Raw genomic sequence first — 19,239 nt, 5'->3', positions numbered from 1 at the left:
TTATCTGCGGAAATGTTCGTTTTCACCGCTAAGGATGACATTTCATACCGCCTGCCGAACCGTGTTGTTGCCAAACAACTTTTTAGGTCAGTGTGTTGCATGTAGCATTTTCGCCCGGCCTCGCCTCCGGGCTGCCATGTGAGAGGGGATCTTATGGCTCGACTGCATGTAATGGAACGCAGCCACGCTCAGGCCGTCATGGACGACCTGCACGATGCGCTTGGGCGCCGTCTGGCGGTGAGTTCGCTCGCCCCGTGCCCCGTTGAGTTTACGGCGGCGCTCGTCAACCTGTGCTCCACCCAGAGCTGCGGCAAGTGTACGCCCTGCCGCGTGGGCCTGAGCGCGCTGAGCGACCTGCTCGCCGATGTGCTCGAGGGCCGCGCCGACGAGTCCACGCTCAATCTGATCGAGCGCACCGCCCGTACCATCTATCTTTCGAGCGACTGCGCCATCGGTTACGAGGCCGGCGCCATGGCGCTCACTGCTATCCGCGGTTTCCGCGACGATTTTGAGCACCACATCCGCGAGCACTCCTGTGGCTTTGACCGCGAGGCCCGCGTCCCGTGCGTCTCGGGCTGCCCGGCGCACGTCGACATTCCCGGGTACATTTCGCTGGTCGAGGCCGGCCGCTATGCCGACGCCGTCAAGGTCATCCGCAAGAACAATCCGCTGCCGCTCGTCTGCGGCCTGGTGTGCGAGCATCCCTGTGAGATGCACTGCCGCCGTGGCATGGTCGACGACCCCATGAACATCCTGGCTCTCAAGCGTTTTGCCGTCGAGCACAGTGACCTCAACGATTACAAGCCCAGCGTGGCCGACAACACCGGCAAGCGCGTCGCCGTGATCGGCGGCGGCCCGGCCGGCCTTTCCTGTGCCTACTACCTGGCCGTGATGGGCCACAAGGTGACCATCTTTGAGCAGCGCCACCACCTGGGCGGCATGCTGCGCTACGGCATCCCCAGTTACCGCCTGCCGCGCGAGCGCCTGCAGGCCGAGATCGACTGGATCTTGAGCGCCGGTATCGACGTTGAGCTCGACCACTCCGTCAACGGCGAGGAGCTTGCCCGCCTGCGAGACGAGTTCGATGCCGTCTACCTGGCCATTGGTGCCCACAGTGACAAGAAGCTCGGTCTTCCGGGCGAAGAGGCTCCCGGCGTGGAGTCGGCCGTCAAGATGCTGCGTGCCATTGGCGACGACGCGCTGCCCGACCTGAGCGGGCAGCGCGTGTGCGTCATCGGCGGCGGCAACGTGGCCATGGACGTGGCGCGCTCCGCCGTGCGCTGCGGTGCCGAAAAGGTGAGCATCGTCTACCGCCGTCGCATCTGCGATATGACGGCCCAGGACGCCGAGATCGCCGGTGCCCAGGCCGAGGGTTGCGAGGTTCTGGAGCTCACGGCCCCGCTCGCCATCGAGACGGGCGAGGACGGTCGCGTGAGCGGTCTGCGCGTGCAGCCGCAGATTATCGGCGAGCCCCGTCGTGGGCGTCCGGCCCCGCGTGCCGCCGCCACGCCCGAGCGCGTCATTCCCTGCGAGCGCGTGTTTGTGGCCATTGGCCAGGACATCGATTCCAAGCCGTTTGAGGAGATGGGCGTTGCCTGCAAGTGGGGCTGCGTGGTCACCGACTCGGACGGTGCCGTGCCCAACTTCGACGGCCTCTTTAGCGGCGGCGACTGCCAGACCGGCCCCGCCACCGTTATCCGCGCCATCAACGCCGGCCGCGTGGCTTCGGCAAATATCGACCGCTACCTGGGCTTCGACCACAAGATCAAGCTCGACGTGGAGCTGCCGACCGTCCAGTTTAAGGGCAAGCACGAGTGCGGCCGCTGCGAGCTGGGTGAGCGCGAGGCCGGCGAACGTATTCACGATTGGAATCTGGTCGAGCAGGGCCTCACCGAGGAGGAGGCACGCCAGGAAGCGAGCCGCTGCCTGCGTTGCGATCACTTTGGCTTTGGCGCGTTCCGCGGAGGGAGGAACCTGGAATGGTAGAGCTCAACAAAACCACTGTCGGCGACAACAGCGAAAACGGAGCGCATAACATGGTCAGGCTCATTATCGATAACTGCGAGGTTGTGGTTCCCGAGCACACCACGATCCTGGATGCGGCCAAGTCCGTCGGCATTCAGATTCCCACCCTGTGCTATCTGCGCGATCTGAACGAGATCGGCGGCTGCCGCGTGTGCGTGGTCGAGGTCGAGGGCTGCGATCAGCTGGTCGCCGCCTGCAACAACTACGTGCTCGACGGCATGGTGGTGCACACCAACAGCCCCAAGGCCCGCGAGGCGCGCCGCACCAATGTGCAGCTGCTGCTGTCCCAGCACGATTCGCAGTGCACGAGCTGCGTGCGCAGCGGCAACTGCAACCTGCAGGCCATCGCCAACGACCTGGGCATTTTCTATCTGCCGTATCAGAGGCATTTGGCGGGCGAGGGCTGGGATTTCGATTTTCCCATCATCCGCGAAAACGACAAGTGCATTAAATGCATGCGCTGCATCAAGGTGTGCGAGAGTGTGCAGGGCCTAGGGATTTGGGACCTGACCAACCGCGCCACGCATACCGCCGTGGGTACCCGCGGGCGCGCACCGATCGGCAAGACCGATTGCGTCGCGTGCGGCCAGTGCATTACGCATTGTCCGACGGGCGCACTGCGCGAGCGCGACGATACCGAGACCGTGTTTGACGCGCTCGCTAATCCCGACAAGATCGTGCTGGTGCAGATCGCACCTGCCGTGCGCAGCGCCTGGGGCGAGGAACTCGGCATTCCGCGCGAGGAGGCTACCGTCGAGCGCCTGGCTTGCGCGCTGCGCCGCGTTGGCTTTGAGTACGTGTTCGACACCGATTTTTCGGCCGACCTCACCATTATGGAGGAGGGCTCCGAACTGCTCGAGCGCCTAGGGAGGGCCGTCAAGGGCGAGGGCGACAGCCACGGCTGGCCCATGTTCACGAGCTGCTGCCCGGGCTGGGTGCGCTTTGTGAAGGCACGTTACCCGGAGTTTGTCGACAGCCTATCCACGTCCAAGTCGCCGCAGCAGATGTTCGGCGCTATTGCCAAGACGTACTACGCCAAGGTGCTGGGCGTGGAGCCCGAGCATCTGTTCGTGGTGTCCGTTATGCCGTGCACGGCCAAGAAGGCCGAGTGTGCGCTGCCGAGCATGATGGGCGAGGGCGGCGCGCCCGACGTGGACGTTGCGCTGACGGTGCGCGAGATGGTGCGCATGATCCGCGCGAGCCACGTGAGCGTCGACACACTTACCGAGGAGCCGCTCGACACGCCGCTGGGCTTTGGCACGGGTGCGGGCGTGATCTTTGGCGCCACGGGCGGCGTGATGGAGGCCGCCGTACGCTCGGCATATTACCTGGTGACGGGTAAGAACCCGGATGCCGATTTCTTTACCGACGTGCGTGGCCTGGATGGCTGGAAGGAAGCCGTCGCCGATATCGATGGCACCAAGGTGCGCGTCGCCGTGGCACACGGGCTGGGCAATGCCGCCCGTCTGCTCGACGCGATTCGCGACGGCCGCGTGAGCTATGACTTCGTTGAGGTCATGGCGTGCCCGGGCGGCTGTGTCGGTGGCGGCGGTCAGCCCATTCACGACGGCTGCGAGCTGGCAGCCGAGCGCGGCCAGGTGCTGTGGGGCCTGGATGCCGCTGCGGATATTCGCTTCTCGCACGAGAATCCCGATGTCCAGGCATGCTACCGCGAGTTCTTGGGCAAGCCGCTCTCGCCACTGGCCGAGGAGTTGCTGCATACCGACCATCACGCCTGGTCGATGCCTAACGAGGGGACGTGCTAGCGATGCGCGCGTTTGATTTTGAGATGACGCGCCGAGGATTTGCCTCGGCGCTCGCCGCGGGCGTGTTGTCGCTTGCGCTCGCGGGCTGTGGCGGCGGGGCTGCCGGTGCCGGGTCCACCGCGGGCTCGGCTGCCACGGACGGCGCCGGTGCTGCTGCAGAGTCGGTTGAGGTGCACGTCGCCTCGCTCAAGGGGCCGACCTCGATTGGCCTGGTGCAGTTTATGGACCAGGCCGCAAACGGCGAGACGGACAACGAGTTCGACTTTGCGATCAACACTGCCGCCGACGAGATCGTTCCCAAGGTCATTCAGGGTGATATCGACATTGCCCTGGTGCCCGCCAACGTGGCGAGCGTGCTCTACAACAAGACTGAGGGTGCGGTGCAGGTCATCGACATCAACACGCTGGGCGTGCTGAACGTTGTGACGGGCGACGCGGACGTTACCTCGTTTGGCGATCTGGCGGGTCGTACCGTCTACATGACGGGCAAGGGCACTACGCCGGAGTACGTCATGAACTACCTGCTGGAGCGCGCGGGCCTGACCGACCAGGTGGCGCTTGAGTTTAAGAGTGAGCCCACCGAGGTACTCTCGGCCCTGCTTGCCGACCCGACTGTCGTGGGCGTGTTGCCCGAGCCCTTCAAGACCGCCGCCATCACCAAGAGCGAGGGCAAGCTGTCGGCACCGGTGAGCCTGACCGACGTGTGGGACGAGCTGGCGGGTGACACGGGCTCGCGCTTGCTGACGGGTGTGACCGTGGTGCGCCGCGCGTTTGCCGAGGGACATCCCGAGGCCGTGGCGGAGTTCTTGAGCTGCCATGCGGCGAGTGTGAAGGCCGTCAACGCTGCGCCGACAGACTGGGCGCAGGCTGTGGTCGATGCCGGCATCGTGGACAACGCCAAGATCGCCGAGAAGGCGATTCCCGGGTGCATGCTTGTCTGTCAGACGGGGAAAGATATGAAGGCGACGCTCGGTGGGTACCTGCAGGTGCTGGCCGATGCGGATGCGAGCGCCGTGGGCGGCAAGCTCCCGGCTGACGATTTCTACTACATGGAGTAGCCCGTGCGTGCGTTTGCTCGACAAATGACAGAGCGTATGAAGGCGGTGGCGGCAGCAGGTGCCGTCGCCGCCTTTTGGCTTGCCGTGTGGATGCTGGTGGCGGCGCTGGTGGCGCAGCCGCTGATCTTGCCGGGGCCGGGCGCTGTTGCCTTGGCGCTGCTGCGCCTGATGCGCGATGGCGGCACCTGGGCGATTTTGGCGGGCTCGGGCGCGCGGATACTGGGCGGGTTGGCGCTTGCCGCGGTGTGTGGTGGCGTACTTGCCGGGATTTCGTCACGTTCGCGTGCGTTTGCGCACCTGGTGGCTCCGGCGTTGTCGTTTGTAAAGGCGACGCCGGTCGCCTGCGTGGTGGTCCTGTTGCTTATCAGGCTGGGGTCGGCGCGCGTGAGCATCGCGGCAGTCTTTTTGATGGCGCTGCCGGGCGTGTATTTTTCGCTGGCCGAGGGCTTGGCACAGGTGAATAAACCGCTGAAGCAGATGTTCCGCCTGCATGGCGTGCGGGGCTGGCGACTGTTTTGCGCCCATACCTGGCGCGAAGTCCTGCCGTTTGTGCTTTCGTGCGCGAAGGCGGTCATCGGCATGAGCTGGAAGGCCGGTGTGGCGGCGGAGCTCATCGGCATAGCGACGGGCACCGTGGGTGAGCGCATCTATCAGGCAAAGCTTTTGATTGAGACGGCTGATCTGCTGGCGTGGACCGTGCTGGTCGTTGCCGCCTCGTGGGCGTGTGAGCGCGTGCTGGTGTGGCTGCTGCGGGTTTCGGGGCCCGTGGCGTGGCGCGCGGCCGTGCAGGCGCATGGGCGTGGTAGTCGCGGGCGTGCAGGGGCTGCGAGCGATGGCGCTGCGGCGGAGCTTGCGCTCGTCGTGGGCGATCGCGCGCCCTGGGCGCCGGCGCTGGATGGTCTGGTGCTCAACGTGCCCGCGGGTGGGCGCGCCTGCGCGATGGGCGCCTCGGGCGTGGGCAAGTCGACGCTGCTGGCGCTGGCGGCGGGGGAGTGCGCACCGTGCCCGATGGTGTTTCAGGATGCGCGCCTGGTCGAGGACGCTTCTGCCCTGGATAACGTGCTGGTGTGCGCCGATGCATGCGTGGATGCTTCGAGCGCCGCGGCCTTGCTGCGCCGGTTGGTGCCGGGAATCGACGTGCATGCGTACGTAGCCAAGCTTTCGGGCGGGCAGCGCCGTCGCGTCGAGATCGCTCGAGCCCTGCTGTGCCCCGGCGGCGCGGTGATTCTGGACGAGCCCTTTACCGGCCTGGAAGCCGCTGCGCGCGATATGACGGCCGAGGTCGTGCTCGACCTCCTCAATGGTCGCACGCTCCTGCTTGCCACGCACGACGCCGCTGACGCTCGGGCCCTCAATATCTCGGACATCATCACGCTCTAAATACTTACCCAGCAACAAAATAATCCGTTTTTCTCCGTCCCCATGGGGCGGGTGTGGTATTCTATCTGCGGGGTAATACTTAGGAATACCAAGTAATACCAACGCCGCAGAAACAAACTCCGGATGCGGGCCAATCGGGTTGCCTTCACAGCCCGTCGCCCAGCCGCGTGGCCCGCATCTATCCGCACTACCGTCGTTTCAAAAAGGAAGCGCCATGGCAGAACACATGACCCCTGTAGTCGCGAAGGTCATGCCCGAGGAGAAGGCAGCCTTCGCGGCGGCAACCCAGCTCGTGGGCACCACGCCGTCCAACGCCATCCGCATGTTTATCGCTGCGTTCAATCGCTGCGGCACCTTCCCGTTCGACATCTCGCCCAACGGGGCTTTTGGCATTGCGCCCGATTCTCATCAACAATGACTGTCCCCAAGTGCCGGGTTTTGAGGAGGTTGGCATGCTCAATGCGCTGGTTTGGGCGCTTGCCTGTTTTGGTGTCGTCGCTGCCGATATTGCCCTGAGCATTGTTTTGTTCTCCGCGCTGGACATCGTGTCGGCACTGACGGGTTTCCCGATCGACAATCTCGATATCCAATGGTTTCAGGCCGCCGCTCAGACGGCGTCGTTTTTGATGGCGCTGCTGTGGTGGCGCTATCTGTGGCCCCGCTCCTTCATGGCGCGCCGGCAGGGCGAGCGCCCGCTTGGCGGGGGAGCAGGCAAGGCGTGGAAACGCATCGCCTGCGTTATCGTGATCGGCCTTGCCTTGCAGGTGGTCGTTGGCTACGTGACCGACGCTGTGCTGTCGCTGTTGCCCGAGACCGCGGCCGATTACAGCGAACTTGTCGAGGAGACGGGCATGGGCGACACGAGCTATCTGGCCGTCCTGACTACGGTGCTCGGCGCCCCATTTTGTGAAGAGCTGCTGGTGCGCGGTATCATTTTTGAGTTTTCGCTCCGAGCATTTAACCCGCAGTGCCGTCCGCTCTGGAAGCGTCGGCGTCGCGCGCGGGCGCAATACGTCGCCATGGTGCCCTGGGCGGCGCCGGACAAGCGAGGTATCGCCGCGGCGATTGTGCTGCAGGCGGCCATCTTTGGCTTTATGCATATGAACTGGGTGCAGGGCTGCTACGCCGGCGCCGCCGGTCTGGTCTTTGGCTGGGTGCTCGTGACCACCGGAAAGCTCCGCTACACGATCCTGCTGCATTTTGCCTTTAATGCCGGGTCGTATCTCATGACGTTGCTCTGGTTTGTGAACACGCCGTTCGACGTGGCAATTACGGTCGCTATTGCCGGCGTCATCCTCGTTGAGGCAATGCGCTCACTGCGCCAAGCGTGTGGGATGGACGCAGTGAGCGCGCCGCTGCCCTAGTTGTGACGCCCGCCTCCGTTGGCGCCCTGACGCCCCTGAGCTGCACGGTTGCGCCCGGCAGTGTTCTGCGCGCGCGACATGCCGCCGTGGCCCTTGCTGCCTTTGGGTCCCTTGCCAGCGCCGCCGCCATGCGGTTTGCCGCCCTTCTTGCCGGTGCCATGGCCACCGCCAGCAGACGTCTCGCCCGGGCGCGGCGGCACGGGACGGATCAGGCAATGCTTGGTGTAGCCGATCAGGTCACGACGCCCGGCCTTCTCCAGTGCCTCGCGCACCAGCTTGTAGTTCTCGGGTTTGCGATACTGAATCAGCGCGCGCTGCATGGCCTTTTCGTGCGGGTCGCGTGCCACGTAGATCGGCTGCATAGTACGCGGATCCACGCCGGTGTAGTACATGCAGGTCGACATAGTGGACGGGGTGGGGTAGAAGTCCTGCACTTGCTCGGGCATATAGCCCATGTCGCGCACGGCCTCGGCAAGGTCCACGGCTTCCTTCATCGTCGAGCCAGGATGGCTCGAGATCAGGTACGGCACCACGTACTGCTTGAGTCCGTATTCGCGGTTCAGGCGTTCAAATTTACGGCAGAACGCATCGTAGACGGCGCGGCTCGGTTTGCCCATCACGAATAGCACCGCATCGCTCACATGCTCGGGCGCTACGCGTAGCTGGCCCGAGACATGGTGCTCCAGCAGCTCGCGTAAAAACTCGTCCGAGGCATCGGCCATGGTGTAGTCAAAGCGGATGCCGCTGCGCACGAAGACCTTCTTGACGCCCGGCAGCTGGCGCAGGTCGCGCAGCAGCTGCGTGTAGCCGCTCTCGTCGACCACCATGTTTTTGCACACGCTCGGCCACAGGCAGCGCTTGTTCCTGCACACGCCGTGCTTGAGCTGCTTGTCGCAGGCCGGGCGGCTAAAGTTAGCCGTCGGTCCGCCCACGTCGTTGATGTAGCCCTTAAACTCGGGATCGCGCGTGAGCAGCTCGGCCTCGCGCATGATCGAGTCGTGGCTGCGCATCTGCAACACGCGGCCCTGGTGGAAGGTGAGGGCGCAAAACGAGCACTCGCCAAAACAGCCGCGGTTGGAGCTAATGGAAAACTTGATCTCGGCAAAGGCCGGCACGCCGCCCGCTGCGTCGTAGTCGGGATGCCAATCGCGTGCGTAGGGGAGCTCGGCCACCTCGTCCATCTCGTCGGTCGTCAACGTTGCCGACGGCGGGTTCTGCACCACATAGACGCTGTTGGGGTAAGGCTCTACCAGACGATGCCCGGTGATGGGGTCCATGTTCTGCTGCTGCACATTAAAACTGCGCGCGTAGTTGAGCTTGTCAGCGGCAAGGTCGTCCCAGCTGGGCAGCAGGTCGTAGTCGTAGACCTCGTCGAGCGAACCCGTGCGGTAGACGGTACCGTTGACGTAGGTGATCTGATCGACAGGCAGTCCGGCATCGAGCGCGTCGGCGATCTCGACGATCGCATGCTCGCCCATGCCGTAGATGAGGATGTCGGCGCCCGAGTCGAGCAGTACCGAGCGCTTGAGCTTGTCCTGCCAGTAGTCGTAGTGGGCCAGGCGGCGCAGGCTTGCCTCGATGCCGCCGATGATGATGGGAGCGTCCTTGAACGTCTGGCGGATGAGGTTGCCGTAGACCGTGACGGCTCGGTTGGGACGGCGCCCCTCCTCGCCGCCGGGGGTATAGGCATCGGTGTGGCGGCGGTGCTTGGTCACCGAATAGTGGTTGACCATGGAGTCCATGTTGCCGGCGCTGACGAGAAAGCCCAGGCGCGGCTCGCCGAGCACGGTGATACTGGCGGGGTCGGTCCAGTCGGGCTGGCAGATGATACCCACCTTGTAGCCATGCGCATCGAGCACGCGGCTGATGATGGCCATGCCAAAGCTCGGATGGTCCACGTAGGCATCGCCGCAGATGTAGACAAAGTCGCACTGGTCCCAGCCGCGTGCATCCATGTCGGCGCGGCTGACGGGGAGGAACTTGTCGCGGCCCGGGCGCCAGGGGCGGGCGGGCGCTGCTGGGGCATGCGCGGGGCGCGAGCCCTGGGCCTTGCCGCCGCGCTTTTGCTGCTGGCCCTGTTTGCCCTGCTGACTGCGCTGGTTGTTCTGAGCGTGCTGAGGCTTTTTTGCCACGATCCCTCCCGGTGTTTGTATGCTGCACGTAATTGTAACCAGTCTTTTTGGGACGGGGCTAAAAAGACTGGTGGAGTACATGAGCTGGTGAGTGAGAGCGTCGCTGAGCCAGTCGTTTGTTTCCAGACTGTGTATCCCCGTGTCGAAGGGGTCGTCTCGCGCGCACGCCATGTTGTCAATGGGTTACAGTATGAACGGCGGCTATGTTTCCGCCAACGCACGAGAGAGTCGTCAACAAGGAGGATGCACGACGATGCAGCGTGCCAAGCAGATATCGGAGTCTATTGAGCTGGGCATCATCTTGGCGCTCGCCGGTGGCTTTATGGACGTTTATTCGTACATTGGGCGCGACCATGTTTTCGCCAACGCGCAGACGGGCAACATCCTGCTCGTGGGCGTGAGCATCTCGGAGGGCAACTGGGCGCTGGCGGGACGCTACTTCTTTCCCGTGGTGTCATTTGCCGTGGGCATTATGCTTGCCGACTTGGTACACGAGCGGTTTGGCAGCGTGATCCACTGGCGTCAGGTGACGGTGTTTTTTGAAGCCGTCATCTTGCTGGGCGTGAGCTTTATTCCCGGCGGCGATTTCAACCTGCTCGCCAACTGCCTCACTTCGTTTGCCTGCGGTATGCAAGTCGAGAGCTTCCGCAAGATCCACGGTCACGGCATCGCCACGACCATGTGTATCGGCAACTTGCGCAACGCGCTGCAAAACGTGGACGATTACATCATCACCCACAAGCGCGGCTTTTTGGAAAATGGCCTGCTGTACTTTGGCGTGATTTTCACCTTTGTGTTTGGCGCCGTGTTGGGCAACTGGTGTATTGAGCGCATGGGCCTGCACGCCATCGTCGTGGCGAGCGTGCTGTTGTTTGTCGCGTTTGCCATCATGTTCATCGACCGCGAGCGCGACTTGCGTTTTCGCTGGAAGGTTGCGGCCGAGGCTTGGAAAGAGGGCTGTCGAAAGTAGAGGAATGCGGCAGAGGGGTTGTCCCTTTGCCGCAGTATTTTTCATCTCCTGTTGAAACGCTTTAACAATTTTGACGTTCTCACGTGTTTTTTGTTTCAAAAGCGTTAGGATGGGACTCATAGCGTGGGGCGTAATGGGTGCCCCGCACACGATGGGAGGCTATCAATGGCTAATCGTTTCGTTCTCAATACCATCTCTTATCATGGTTCCGGCGCCATCAAGGAGATCCCCGGCGAGCTCCAGCGTCGCGGCTACAAGAAGATCTTCGTCTGCTCCGACCCCGACCTGGTCAAGTTTGGCGTTACCGCTAAGGTGACCGACGAGCTCGACGCCGCTGGCATCGCTTGGAGCCTCTACTCCGAGATTAAGCCCAATCCCACCATCCAGAACGTCAAGGACGGCGTCGAGGCCTTCAAGGCCGCCGAGGCTGACGCTATCGTGACCATCGGTGGCGGCTCCTCCATGGACACCGCCAAGGCTATCGGCATCATCATCAACAACCCCGAGTTCGCCGATGTCCGCAGCCTCGAGGGCGTTGCTCCCACTAAGAACCACGCCGTGTTCACCATCGCCGTGCCGACGACCGCCGGTACCGCCGCCGAGGTGACCATCAACTACGTCATTACCGACCCCGAGAAGGTTCGCAAGTTCGTGTGCGTCGACACCAACGACGCCCCCGAGGTCGCCGTCGTCGACCCCGACATGATGGCCTCCATGCCCGCCGGCCTGACCGCCTCCACTGGCATGGACGCTCTGACCCACGCCATCGAGGGTTACACCACCAAGGGTGCTTGGGAGCTCTCCGACATGTTCCACTTTGAGGCTATTAAGCTGATCAGCGAGAACCTGCGCGACTCCGTCGCCGAGGCCAAGTCCGGCCAGCCCGGCTCCGGCCGCGAGGGCATGGCTCTTGGCCAGTATGTCGCCGGCATGGGCTTCTCTAACGTTGGCCTGGGCATCGACCACGCCATGGCTCACACCCTGTCCGCTCACTACGACACCCCGCACGGCGTCGCTTGCGCCATGCTGCTGCCGATCGCCATGGAGTTCAACAAGCCGGTTTGCGCCGAGCGCCTGGCCAAGGTTGCCGTTGCCATGGGCGTTGACACCACGGGTATGAGCACCGACGAGGCTGCCGACGCCGCTATCGCCGCCGTCAAGCAGCTCTCTGCCGATGTGAACATCCCGCACGTCTGCGAGGCCATGAAGGCCGACGAGATCGAGGTCTTGGCCAAGGACGCCATGGCCGACGCCTGCTTCCCGGGCAACCCGCGCGAGGCGACGCTCGACGACGTTATCGAGCTCTTCAAGAAGATCTGCCCGGCTGCCTAACTTGGTTCGGCGGGCCCCTGCCCGTTAGCCCCACAATCGTCCTCGGACATGTCGGAAGCCCCCGCTGCGCTCTTCGTGCGGCGGGGGCTTTTGTGCCGCGCCGATACCCCGATATGGGCAAAACCAAGGCATGCTGCCCGCTGCGGATAGGTGGTGCACTTCCCAGCGTGCATTTTTGGGAGTATTCAGCAAGCTCTGAAAAATGCATAACGTTGTGAATGGGCCGTAGTGGCCCGCGGCGCCCATCGACAGTCCTTGTGGGCGGGCTATCGATGGGCGGAGATGGCTGTCGCCGCGTTTTTGGTTTGCGCCGGCCTGCAACACTGCTGTAACCACGTCGTTATGTCGGTTGTGATGGGGCCGTTGGGGCCCACGGTGCTGAATACTCCGTTTTTTGCACGGTCTAAGGTGGGGTACCCTGAGACGAAGCAAAAAGATGCCTCATTTCTATGCAGATACCGATAGGATTTATGCAAGATTGGGATTGTAAACCGTGCGCGTGCAGAAAACCGGTGCGGGGACGTCTGGAGGCGGTTCGACTCCTGGGGCATTGCACGTGCAGAACGGTTAAAATCGGGACTCGGTCTTAGTTTTACTTGGAAGGATGCATATGGCTTCTAATGTTGATGCTTCTCTAGAGGAGACGCTCTCCTATATTACTGATCAGTTGAAGGCGCTTACCTCGATCGCTTCGCCTACGGGCTATACCCGTGCGGCGACTGATTATCTGATGGAGACCCTGCGCGATATGGGGTTTGGGCCCGAGCGTTCTAATAAGGGCAACGTGCTCGTTGAGCTTGGTGGCGAGGGTGAGCCGCTCGTACTGGCGAGCCATGTCGATACCCTGGGCGCCATGGTACGCTCCATTAAGGACAATGGTCGCCTGCGCCCCACGACGCTCGGCGGGCACCAGTGGTCTACGGCCGATGGCGAGAACTGTACCGTCTACACACGCGATGGCAATGTCTACACGGGCGTGGTCCTCAATACCGAGCCTTCGGCGCATGTGGCCGATGAGCCGGTCAAGACCATCGAGAAGAATATGGAAATCCTGCTCGACGAGAACGTTGACAGCAAGGACGATGTGCTCGAGCTGGGTATTCAGACCGGCGATATTATCGCTATGGATCCGCGTACCACGGTGACGGAGAGCGGCTACATTAAGAGCCGCTTCCTTGACGACAAGCTGTCGGCGTCGATTCTGCTGGGTTTGGCCCGCGCCGTTGCTGGCGGCGAGGTGACGCTTTCGCGCAAGGTATCGCTGCTCTTTACGGTGTACGAGGAGGTCGGCCACGGCGGTGCCTTTGTGCCGGCCGACACGCGCGAGATGATCAGCGTGGACATGGGCTGCGTGGGCGACGACCTGGGCTGCACCGAGCGCATGGTTTCGATTTGCGCCAAGGATTCGGGCGGTCCGTACAACTACGACCTGGTAACCACACTGTCCAACATCGCGCGCGAGCTGGAGCTCGATTACGCCATCGATGTGTACCCGCACTACGGCTCCGACGTCGAGGCCACGCTCTCGGCCGGCTACGACATTCGCCATGGTCTGATCGGCCCCGGCGTGTACGCGAGCCACAACTACGAGCGCAGCCACATCGACGGCGTGCGCAACACCTACGAGCTGGTTCGCGCCTACGTACAGCGCTAGGGAAGCAGTTTGCGACTCGGCTGACCAATTGCTCTAAGGCCCGATTGCTCGGGCCTTTTTTCGCTTTAGGTCGTTTAGTATTATGATATATGCAATCTATTAACTAAACGCGTAAATTACTTAACGAGGTGATGCGGCATATGAATACATCTGAGTACTTGTCTATGGGTGATGCTGCCCGCCTGTTGGGCGTTACGAAAGCCCGCATATCGCAACTTGCCGCATCGGGGACGCTTGTGTGCGATATTGTGGGCGGCCGGAAGTTGGTCGAGTACAATTCTGCGATCGCCTATCAAAAGGTCCGCAAACGTGGACGCCGTCCTGCGGCCGATGTGGGGCGCAAGTTTACGCTGATGTCCGCCGATTACGAGGTTGCGCGTGTTTCGTTTGATCCGACGCGAGAGTTTTCCTTCGAAATCGCCGAGGTCCTCGATGCGCAACGAATGCCGTTTGGCACATGCTCGAGCTCTTCTCCAACGGTGAATAAGCGGGAGCTCAACGCGTGGTGGGGGCATCGGTCGGTGCCTGACGTCCGCCCCGGACTCGTCTCGCGCTACCGCGAGCTGGGGATTGTCAACGGCGTTGAGGTGCCGGTTCAGTGCCTGGGCCTCTCGCTTTCGGATTGCTATTGGCTGCGGCCGGCAGAATGCGACGGGCTCGAATGGCGAAACCTCAATTACTTCGAGAATGATTTTGAGCGATCGGCGCCCGAAGAGCGTTCGGGTTGGCTGGAAGGCATCGGTCTTAAAAATCCCGACAACACATCCGAGGGCGAGCTTCCTAAATCGTGGATGATTCGCAACGGCGTTCGCGTTCTGGTCAAGGGATGCGGCGTGGACGACCAACGGCCCTTTAACGAGGCGGTTGCAACGGCTCTGCATCGCCGCTTGCTTTCCAAGGGGGAGTTTGTTCCTTATACGGTTGAGCGGATGTTCAATGGTCCCGTGTGCCTGTGCGAGGATTTTCTTGACGGCCGCGAGGAATACGTTCCGGCTGTTTACGTTAAGGGCGCACTTGGTAGCCAGCGGGGAAACTCGACATACGATCGATACTGTTGCTACCTCGGCAAGCATGGTGTCGATGAGGCCGCTGTGAGAAGGTCTATGTCGCAGATGATTGTCTGCGATGCCCTTTTGGCCAACAGCGACCGCCATTGGCGAAACTTCGGCATCATCCGCAATGTCGACACCCTGGAGATAAAACCTGCTCCGCTGTTCGATAGCGGCAACTGCCTGTGGTACAACGTACCAACTGCCGTGCTCGCAGCTGGGGAGTTTGGGTTTTCCGCTAAGCCGTTTGGGGCCGACCCTTTCGTCCAGCTGTCGCTTGCGGACTCGCTCGATTGGTTCGATTCATCGCGGCTCAACGGATTTGTTGATGAGGCGATCGAGATTCTTTCGCAGAGCGAATGGGCGACGGCGGAGGGTCGACTCGAGGCCATTCGCCGCGGCCTCGAGCGTCGCGTAATCGAGGTTAGTGCCGCTGTTGAGGTACTTCGACACGTGCGGCGATAATCCCGCGGCTACCTGATGGCTGCCGTAACGGTGCCGCCGCCGAGGACGACGTCGCCGCGATAGACGACGACGGCTTGGCCGGGGGCGATGGCTCGTTGCGGCTCGTCAAAGGTCAGCAACATTTGCCCGTCTTCGCCGCGCGTAAGGGTCGCTGCCTGGTCTTTCTGACGGTAGCGGTACTTGGCGCCCACGCGAATGTCGCCGGCATCGAGCTCTGCCTCCATGCGGTCGGCCGGGGCGCTCCAAATCCAGTCGTTGGCCGTGAGCGCCGTGGCCGTCAGGTCCTCTGCCTCGCCCAGATGCACGGTGTTGTTGACGGCGTCGACACCCGTTACGTACACGGGATGCGCCATCGCGACGCCCAAGCCCTTACGCTGGCCGATGGTGTAGCGCAGCGCGCCGTTGTGGCGCCCAACCACGCTGCCGTCGCGCCATACGATGTTGCCCGGTGCAGCGGCATGTCCGCAGCGGCGCTCGATATAGCCCGCGTAGTCGCCGTCTGGAATAAAGCAGATGTCCTCGCTTTCGGCCTTCTTGGCGTTAACAAAGCCCTGCTCGGTGGCTATGCGGCGCACGTCGCGCTCTTTGTCTAGGCCTGCCAGCGGAAAGATCGTGTGCGCCAGGCGCTCCTGCGTGAGCGAATACAAAAAGTAACTCTGGTCCTTTTTGGGGTCCTCGCCGCGATGCAGCTGCCAGGTGCCGTCGGGCGCCTGGCTCGTTTTGGCATAGTGGCCTGTGGCGATGTAGTCGCAGCCCATATCCAGCGCCGCATCCAGCAACGCGCCAAACTTAATATGGCGGTTGCAGATGATGCACGGATTGGGCGTCAGCCCCTCCTGATAGGCGTTCACAAAGCGCTCGACAACGTTGCGGTCGAAGGTTTGCTGCAAGTCGAGCACGTGATGGGGTATCCCCAGGCGCTCGGCGACGGCCTTTGCATCGGCGATGTCGCGGTCGACCTTACTCATGCCCGTGGCGGGATCGGGCGCGGGGCAGGTGAGGCGCATGGTGGCACCGACACATTCGTAACCCTGACTTTTGAGCAGATACGCGGTCACGCTGGAATCGACGCCGCCGCTCATGGCGACGAGCACGCGCTTGTTGTGCATGGGGAGGTTCTCCTTGGTGGCATGTGGCCAAAAAAGAAAAGCGGCGCGGGAGGCTGGTTCCGCGCCGCAGACATTGTAGCAAGTTCGGGCGTCCTGTGGGACACCCTGTTGGGATGAGCTCAGGCTGCCAGAAGAGAGGGGAGACCGGCGTGCCTTGGACTCGTTCTAAGAACGAGAAGCTTTAGTCCTGGAAGAGCGCCGTGGACAGGTAGCGCTCGCCGGTGTCGGCGAGCAGCGCCACGATGGTCTTGCCCTCGTTCTCGGGGCGCTTGGCCAGCTGCAGTGCGGCCCACACGGCGGCGCCGGACGAAATGCCCACGAGCACGCCCTCCTTGTGGCCCACGGCGCGGCCGGTGGCAAAGGCGTCGTCGTTCTCGACGGGGATGATCTCGTCGTAGACCTGGGTGTCGAGGACGTCGGGCACAAAGCCGGCACCGATACCCTGGATCTTGTGCGGGCCGGCCTGGCCCTTGGAGAGCACCGGGGAGGTGGCGGGCTCGACGGCGACGACCTGAATCTCGGGGTTTTGCTCCTTGAGGAACTCGCCCACGCCGGTCACGGTGCCGCCGGTGCCGACGCCGGCGACGAAGATGTCGACCTTGCCGTCGGTGTCGTCCCAGATCTCGGGGCCGGTCGTGGCCTTGTGAATGGCCGGGTTCGCGGGGTTCACAAACTGGCCGGCAATGATGCTGTTGGGAGTCTCCTTCTGCAGCTCCTCCGCCTTGGCGATAGCGCCCTTCATGCCCTTGGAGCCGTCGGTGAGCACAAGCTGCGCACCGTATGCCTGCATCAGCTTGCGGCGCTCGACGGACATGGTCTCGGGCATGGTGATGATCACCTTGTAGCCGCGGGCCGCCGCCACCGAGGCGATGCCGACGCCGGTGTTGCCGCTCGTGGGCTCGATGATGGTGTAGTCGCCGCCACGCACGAGCTTGCCGGCCTTCTCGGCCTCGTCAATCATGTTCTTGGCGACGCGGTCTTTAACGGACCCGGCGGGGTTGAAGTATTCCAGTTTGACGAGCACGCGGGCCTTGAGGTCCTCGTCGGCCTCAAAGTGGGTGAGCTCCAGAAGCGGGGTGTGGCCGATAAGCTGATCGATGGACGTGTAAACATTGCTCATGGTGAACCTCCAAAGTGTTCAAATGACTGGATACCGTGTGGTTTTACGGTGTGTGTAGCAGCGAAACCCACAAACCTTATAGGTTGTTCGTTTTGCTGTTGGGAAGCATACTAGACACTAAAGCCTAGTAATGCAATAGGAAATAGGAGTTTATTGCAAGTTGATTAACCATCTTGACCGGAACGGGTATTTTCAAAGCCAATTTTTCGGCTAGAATTTCAACGAACTAAAAGACCGAAAGGCAGCACTATATATGTTGGTTTCTACTAAGGGCAGATATGCCCTGCGCGTTATGGTCGATCTGGCCGAGCACCAAGCGGCCGGTCGCATCCCGCTTAAAGAGATTGCGGCACGTCAGGGTATTTCGGAGAAGTACCTCGAGAATATTCTGGCGACGCTCGTGCGCGCCAATATGCTCTCGGGCATGCGCGGCAAGGGCGGCGGCTATGTGCTCACACGCCCGCCCGAGCAGTACACGGTGGGCGAGATCTTGCGCCTGACCGAGGGCAGCCTGGCGCCGGTCGCCTGTCTGGATGGCGACTGCAAGGGTTGCTCGCGATCTGATGAGTGCCCCACGCTCGACGTGTGGAAGAACCTGGACAAGCTCATCAACGACTACCTCGACGGCGTGACGCTCGATGCGCTCGTCGCCCCCAACGAGGGCTACGACTACGTCATCTAACCCGCACCTGCCATGTGGGGACAGGGTGGAAATGGCAGATTCTCTCGCCCTCTGAGACTTGGCAAATAAGAAGGCCGCCCATTTTTTGCGATGGGCGGCCTTCGTTTTGGGCTGTTGAGACGGGCGCGGCCGGAATGGTCGTTTTAGCCCTCAGCGATGCTGTCGAGGATGCTGCGCATGATGGACACCAGGATGCTGCCCATAAAGGCCGATCCAAAGCTGGCGATGGAGATACCCGCGCCCAGCAGATTGACTGACAGGTAGCTGGCCAGCTCGAGCATAAAGCTGTTGACTACGAGCTGAAAAATACCAAGCGTAATAATAGTGAGTGGCAGCGAGATGACCGTCAGGAACGGTTTGACGAGCGAGTCGACGATGTTGAGGAACAGTCCCACGAAGGCGAAACAGACCCAGGCCTCGGCAAAACCGAAGGGCTGGATGCCGGGAACGAGGAACGTGGCAATCGCGATGGCGATCGAGGTAAAGAGCCAGTTAAGCATAAAGCGCATGGTGTGAATCCTTTCTTGCGCATGGCGTGGTGAGGGAGCGTAAGGGGCACATGCCTTTGCAACTTGGATGGGTGCGGGGCACGGTCCTGTTCGGGCGCCCATTGTCTCAGATATTCGTGGAGCTTGCGTGCGCATTCGGTTTCAAAACGGCGTTCGTCCTAGAAAACGCGCCGCTGGCAGAGAGTTTTGTCGCTTTAGTTTGGTGGTGTGCTAAACTGCTACGGGCAAAAGCCACAGGCGTTGCCCTATTGCATAGAACGGGCGAACGATGCCCGATGTCAGTATCAACTTCGATGCCTTTTGGCGGGTTTGGCGGTGATCGATGAATATCGAGAACATGTTTGACAAGCCTGATGTCAAGCAGCTGGTCCACGCATTTAGTCTTTTGGATGACGAGAAGGATATCCAAGCGTTTTTGACCGATATCTGCACGCCGCGCGAGATCTGCGATCTTTCGCAACGTCTGCAGGTTGCGCGCTATCTGGACGAGGGCGAGCCCTATGTCGAGGTTCAGGCCCGCACGGGCGCTTCGTCTACCACGGTGAGCCGTGTGTCCAAGGCACTTAATGGCGAGTACGGTGGCTATCGCAAAATCCTCATCAAACTGGAGGATGGCGAGTAGGC

The 19,239-nt window shown here is 62.0% G+C and carries 16 protein-coding genes; 12 read left to right on the top strand and 4 right to left on the bottom strand.

The window, feature by feature from the left end; genetic code table 11:
• Positions 1-153: 153 nt before the first annotated feature.
• From CSV91_RS04535 to CSV91_RS04510, 6 genes are all read left to right on the top strand, one after another.
• Complete coding sequence (locus tag CSV91_RS04535; protein WP_099431971.1) at positions 154-1,986, top strand: NAD(P)-binding protein; 1,833 nt, start codon at positions 154-156, stop codon at positions 1,984-1,986.
• Positions 1,980-3,791, top strand: coding sequence for a [FeFe] hydrogenase, group A (locus tag CSV91_RS04530; protein WP_232049559.1), 1,812 nt, complete (start codon positions 1,980-1,982; stop codon positions 3,789-3,791). The genes CSV91_RS04535 and CSV91_RS04530 overlap by 7 nt, the downstream gene beginning before the upstream one ends.
• A 2-nt stretch (positions 3,792-3,793) precedes the next feature.
• Complete coding sequence (locus CSV91_RS04525) at positions 3,794-4,849, top strand: ABC transporter substrate-binding protein (protein ID WP_099431970.1); 1,056 nt, start codon at positions 3,794-3,796, stop codon at positions 4,847-4,849.
• A gap of 3 nt (positions 4,850-4,852) precedes the next feature.
• On the top strand, positions 4,853-6,229 hold the full coding sequence (locus tag CSV91_RS04520; RefSeq protein ID WP_147579382.1) for an ATP-binding cassette domain-containing protein: 1,377 nt from the start codon (positions 4,853-4,855) through the stop codon (positions 6,227-6,229).
• Positions 6,230-6,443: 214 nt separating this feature from the next.
• Complete coding sequence (locus tag CSV91_RS04515; protein ID WP_099431968.1) at positions 6,444-6,647, top strand: type II toxin-antitoxin system RelB/DinJ family antitoxin; 204 nt, start codon at positions 6,444-6,446, stop codon at positions 6,645-6,647.
• Between the two features lie 34 nt (positions 6,648-6,681).
• Complete coding sequence (locus CSV91_RS04510; RefSeq protein ID WP_099431967.1) at positions 6,682-7,593, top strand: CPBP family intramembrane glutamic endopeptidase; 912 nt, start codon at positions 6,682-6,684, stop codon at positions 7,591-7,593.
• Here CSV91_RS04510 and CSV91_RS04505 read toward each other — a convergent pair.
• Positions 7,590-9,725 carry a YgiQ family radical SAM protein gene (locus CSV91_RS04505; protein ID WP_232049558.1) on the bottom strand — a complete coding sequence of 712 codons (2,136 nt, stop codon included), beginning with the start codon at positions 9,723-9,725 and terminating at the stop codon, positions 7,590-7,592. The two genes, CSV91_RS04510 and CSV91_RS04505, sit on opposite strands and share 4 nt — an antisense overlap.
• Positions 9,726-9,978: 253 nt before the next feature.
• Between CSV91_RS04505 and CSV91_RS04500 the strand changes: the two genes are divergently transcribed.
• The 4 genes from CSV91_RS04500 to CSV91_RS04485 all read left to right on the top strand — a co-directional run bounded on the left by CSV91_RS04500 (position 9,979) and on the right by CSV91_RS04485 (position 15,195).
• A complete protein-coding gene (locus CSV91_RS04500; RefSeq protein WP_089572184.1) occupies positions 9,979-10,695 on the top strand; it encodes a YoaK family protein in 717 nt (238 codons plus the stop codon).
• A 165-nt stretch (positions 10,696-10,860) separates the two neighbouring features.
• Positions 10,861-12,027, top strand: a complete 1,167-nt coding sequence (gene fucO, locus CSV91_RS04495; protein ID WP_022094861.1) for a lactaldehyde reductase — start codon at positions 10,861-10,863, stop codon at positions 12,025-12,027.
• Positions 12,028-12,637: 610 nt separating this feature from the next.
• Positions 12,638-13,681, top strand: a complete 1,044-nt coding sequence (locus CSV91_RS04490; protein ID WP_099431965.1) for a M42 family metallopeptidase — start codon at positions 12,638-12,640, stop codon at positions 13,679-13,681.
• Between the two features lie 140 nt (positions 13,682-13,821).
• Positions 13,822-15,195, top strand: coding sequence for an excisionase (locus CSV91_RS04485; protein ID WP_099431964.1), 1,374 nt, complete (start codon positions 13,822-13,824; stop codon positions 15,193-15,195).
• Between the two features lie 8 nt (positions 15,196-15,203).
• Here CSV91_RS04485 and mnmA read toward each other — a convergent pair whose 3' ends face one another.
• The gene (gene mnmA / locus CSV91_RS04480) at positions 15,204-16,427 is read right to left on the bottom strand and encodes a tRNA 2-thiouridine(34) synthase MnmA (protein WP_269148501.1); all 1,224 of its coding nucleotides are present in this window, start codon (positions 16,425-16,427) and stop codon (positions 15,204-15,206) included.
• Between the two features lie 58 nt (positions 16,428-16,485).
• Positions 16,486-17,424 carry a cysteine synthase A gene (cysK, locus tag CSV91_RS04475; protein WP_055250951.1) on the bottom strand — a complete coding sequence of 313 codons (939 nt, stop codon included), beginning with the start codon at positions 17,422-17,424 and terminating at the stop codon, positions 16,486-16,488.
• A 253-nt stretch (positions 17,425-17,677) separates the two neighbouring features.
• Between cysK and CSV91_RS04470 the strand changes: the two genes are divergently transcribed.
• Complete coding sequence (locus CSV91_RS04470) at positions 17,678-18,106, top strand: RrF2 family transcriptional regulator (RefSeq protein WP_055250949.1); 429 nt, start codon at positions 17,678-17,680, stop codon at positions 18,104-18,106.
• A 143-nt stretch (positions 18,107-18,249) separates the two neighbouring features.
• On the opposite strand, the gene CSV91_RS04465 is transcribed toward CSV91_RS04470, so the two are convergent.
• Positions 18,250-18,615, bottom strand: a complete 366-nt coding sequence (locus CSV91_RS04465; RefSeq protein WP_055250947.1) for a phage holin family protein — start codon at positions 18,613-18,615, stop codon at positions 18,250-18,252.
• Between the two features lie 322 nt (positions 18,616-18,937).
• On the opposite strand from CSV91_RS04465, the gene CSV91_RS04460 reads away from it, so the two are divergent.
• Positions 18,938-19,237, top strand: a complete 300-nt coding sequence (locus CSV91_RS04460) for a YerC/YecD family TrpR-related protein (protein WP_022094855.1) — start codon at positions 18,938-18,940, stop codon at positions 19,235-19,237.
• Positions 19,238-19,239 lie beyond the last annotated feature (2 nt).

Origin of the sequence: Collinsella aerofaciens (assembly GCF_002736145.1) — a bacterium.
GTDB lineage: Bacteria > Actinomycetota > Coriobacteriia > Coriobacteriales > Coriobacteriaceae > Collinsella > Collinsella aerofaciens_A.
The sequence above is the reverse complement of the archived record's forward strand: the minus strand, read 5'-3'. Positions and strand labels throughout refer to the sequence as shown.

Excerpts from the sequence above, each read along its gene's own strand:
- CSV91_RS04535 (WP_099431971.1), top strand. The coding sequence starts at position 154 with ATGGCTCGACTGCATGTAATGGAACGCAGCCACGCTCAGGCCGTCATG.
- CSV91_RS04530 (WP_232049559.1), top strand. The coding sequence starts at position 1,980 with ATGGTAGAGCTCAACAAAACCACTGTCGGCGACAACAGCGAAAACGGA.
- CSV91_RS04525 (WP_099431970.1), top strand. The coding sequence starts at position 3,794 with ATGCGCGCGTTTGATTTTGAGATGACGCGCCGAGGATTTGCCTCGGCG.
- CSV91_RS04515 (WP_099431968.1), top strand. The coding sequence starts at position 6,444 with ATGGCAGAACACATGACCCCTGTAGTCGCGAAGGTCATGCCCGAGGAG.
- CSV91_RS04510 (WP_099431967.1), top strand. The coding sequence starts at position 6,682 with ATGCTCAATGCGCTGGTTTGGGCGCTTGCCTGTTTTGGTGTCGTCGCT.
- CSV91_RS04500 (WP_089572184.1), top strand. The coding sequence starts at position 9,979 with ATGCAGCGTGCCAAGCAGATATCGGAGTCTATTGAGCTGGGCATCATC.
- fucO (WP_022094861.1), top strand. The coding sequence starts at position 10,861 with ATGGCTAATCGTTTCGTTCTCAATACCATCTCTTATCATGGTTCCGGC.
- CSV91_RS04490 (WP_099431965.1), top strand. The coding sequence starts at position 12,638 with ATGGCTTCTAATGTTGATGCTTCTCTAGAGGAGACGCTCTCCTATATT.
- CSV91_RS04485 (WP_099431964.1), top strand. The coding sequence starts at position 13,822 with ATGAATACATCTGAGTACTTGTCTATGGGTGATGCTGCCCGCCTGTTG.
- cysK (WP_055250951.1), bottom strand. The coding sequence starts at position 17,424 with ATGAGCAATGTTTACACGTCCATCGATCAGCTTATCGGCCACACCCCG.
- CSV91_RS04470 (WP_055250949.1), top strand. The coding sequence starts at position 17,678 with ATGTTGGTTTCTACTAAGGGCAGATATGCCCTGCGCGTTATGGTCGAT.
- CSV91_RS04465 (WP_055250947.1), bottom strand. The coding sequence starts at position 18,615 with ATGCGCTTTATGCTTAACTGGCTCTTTACCTCGATCGCCATCGCGATT.
- CSV91_RS04460 (WP_022094855.1), top strand. The coding sequence starts at position 18,938 with ATGAATATCGAGAACATGTTTGACAAGCCTGATGTCAAGCAGCTGGTC.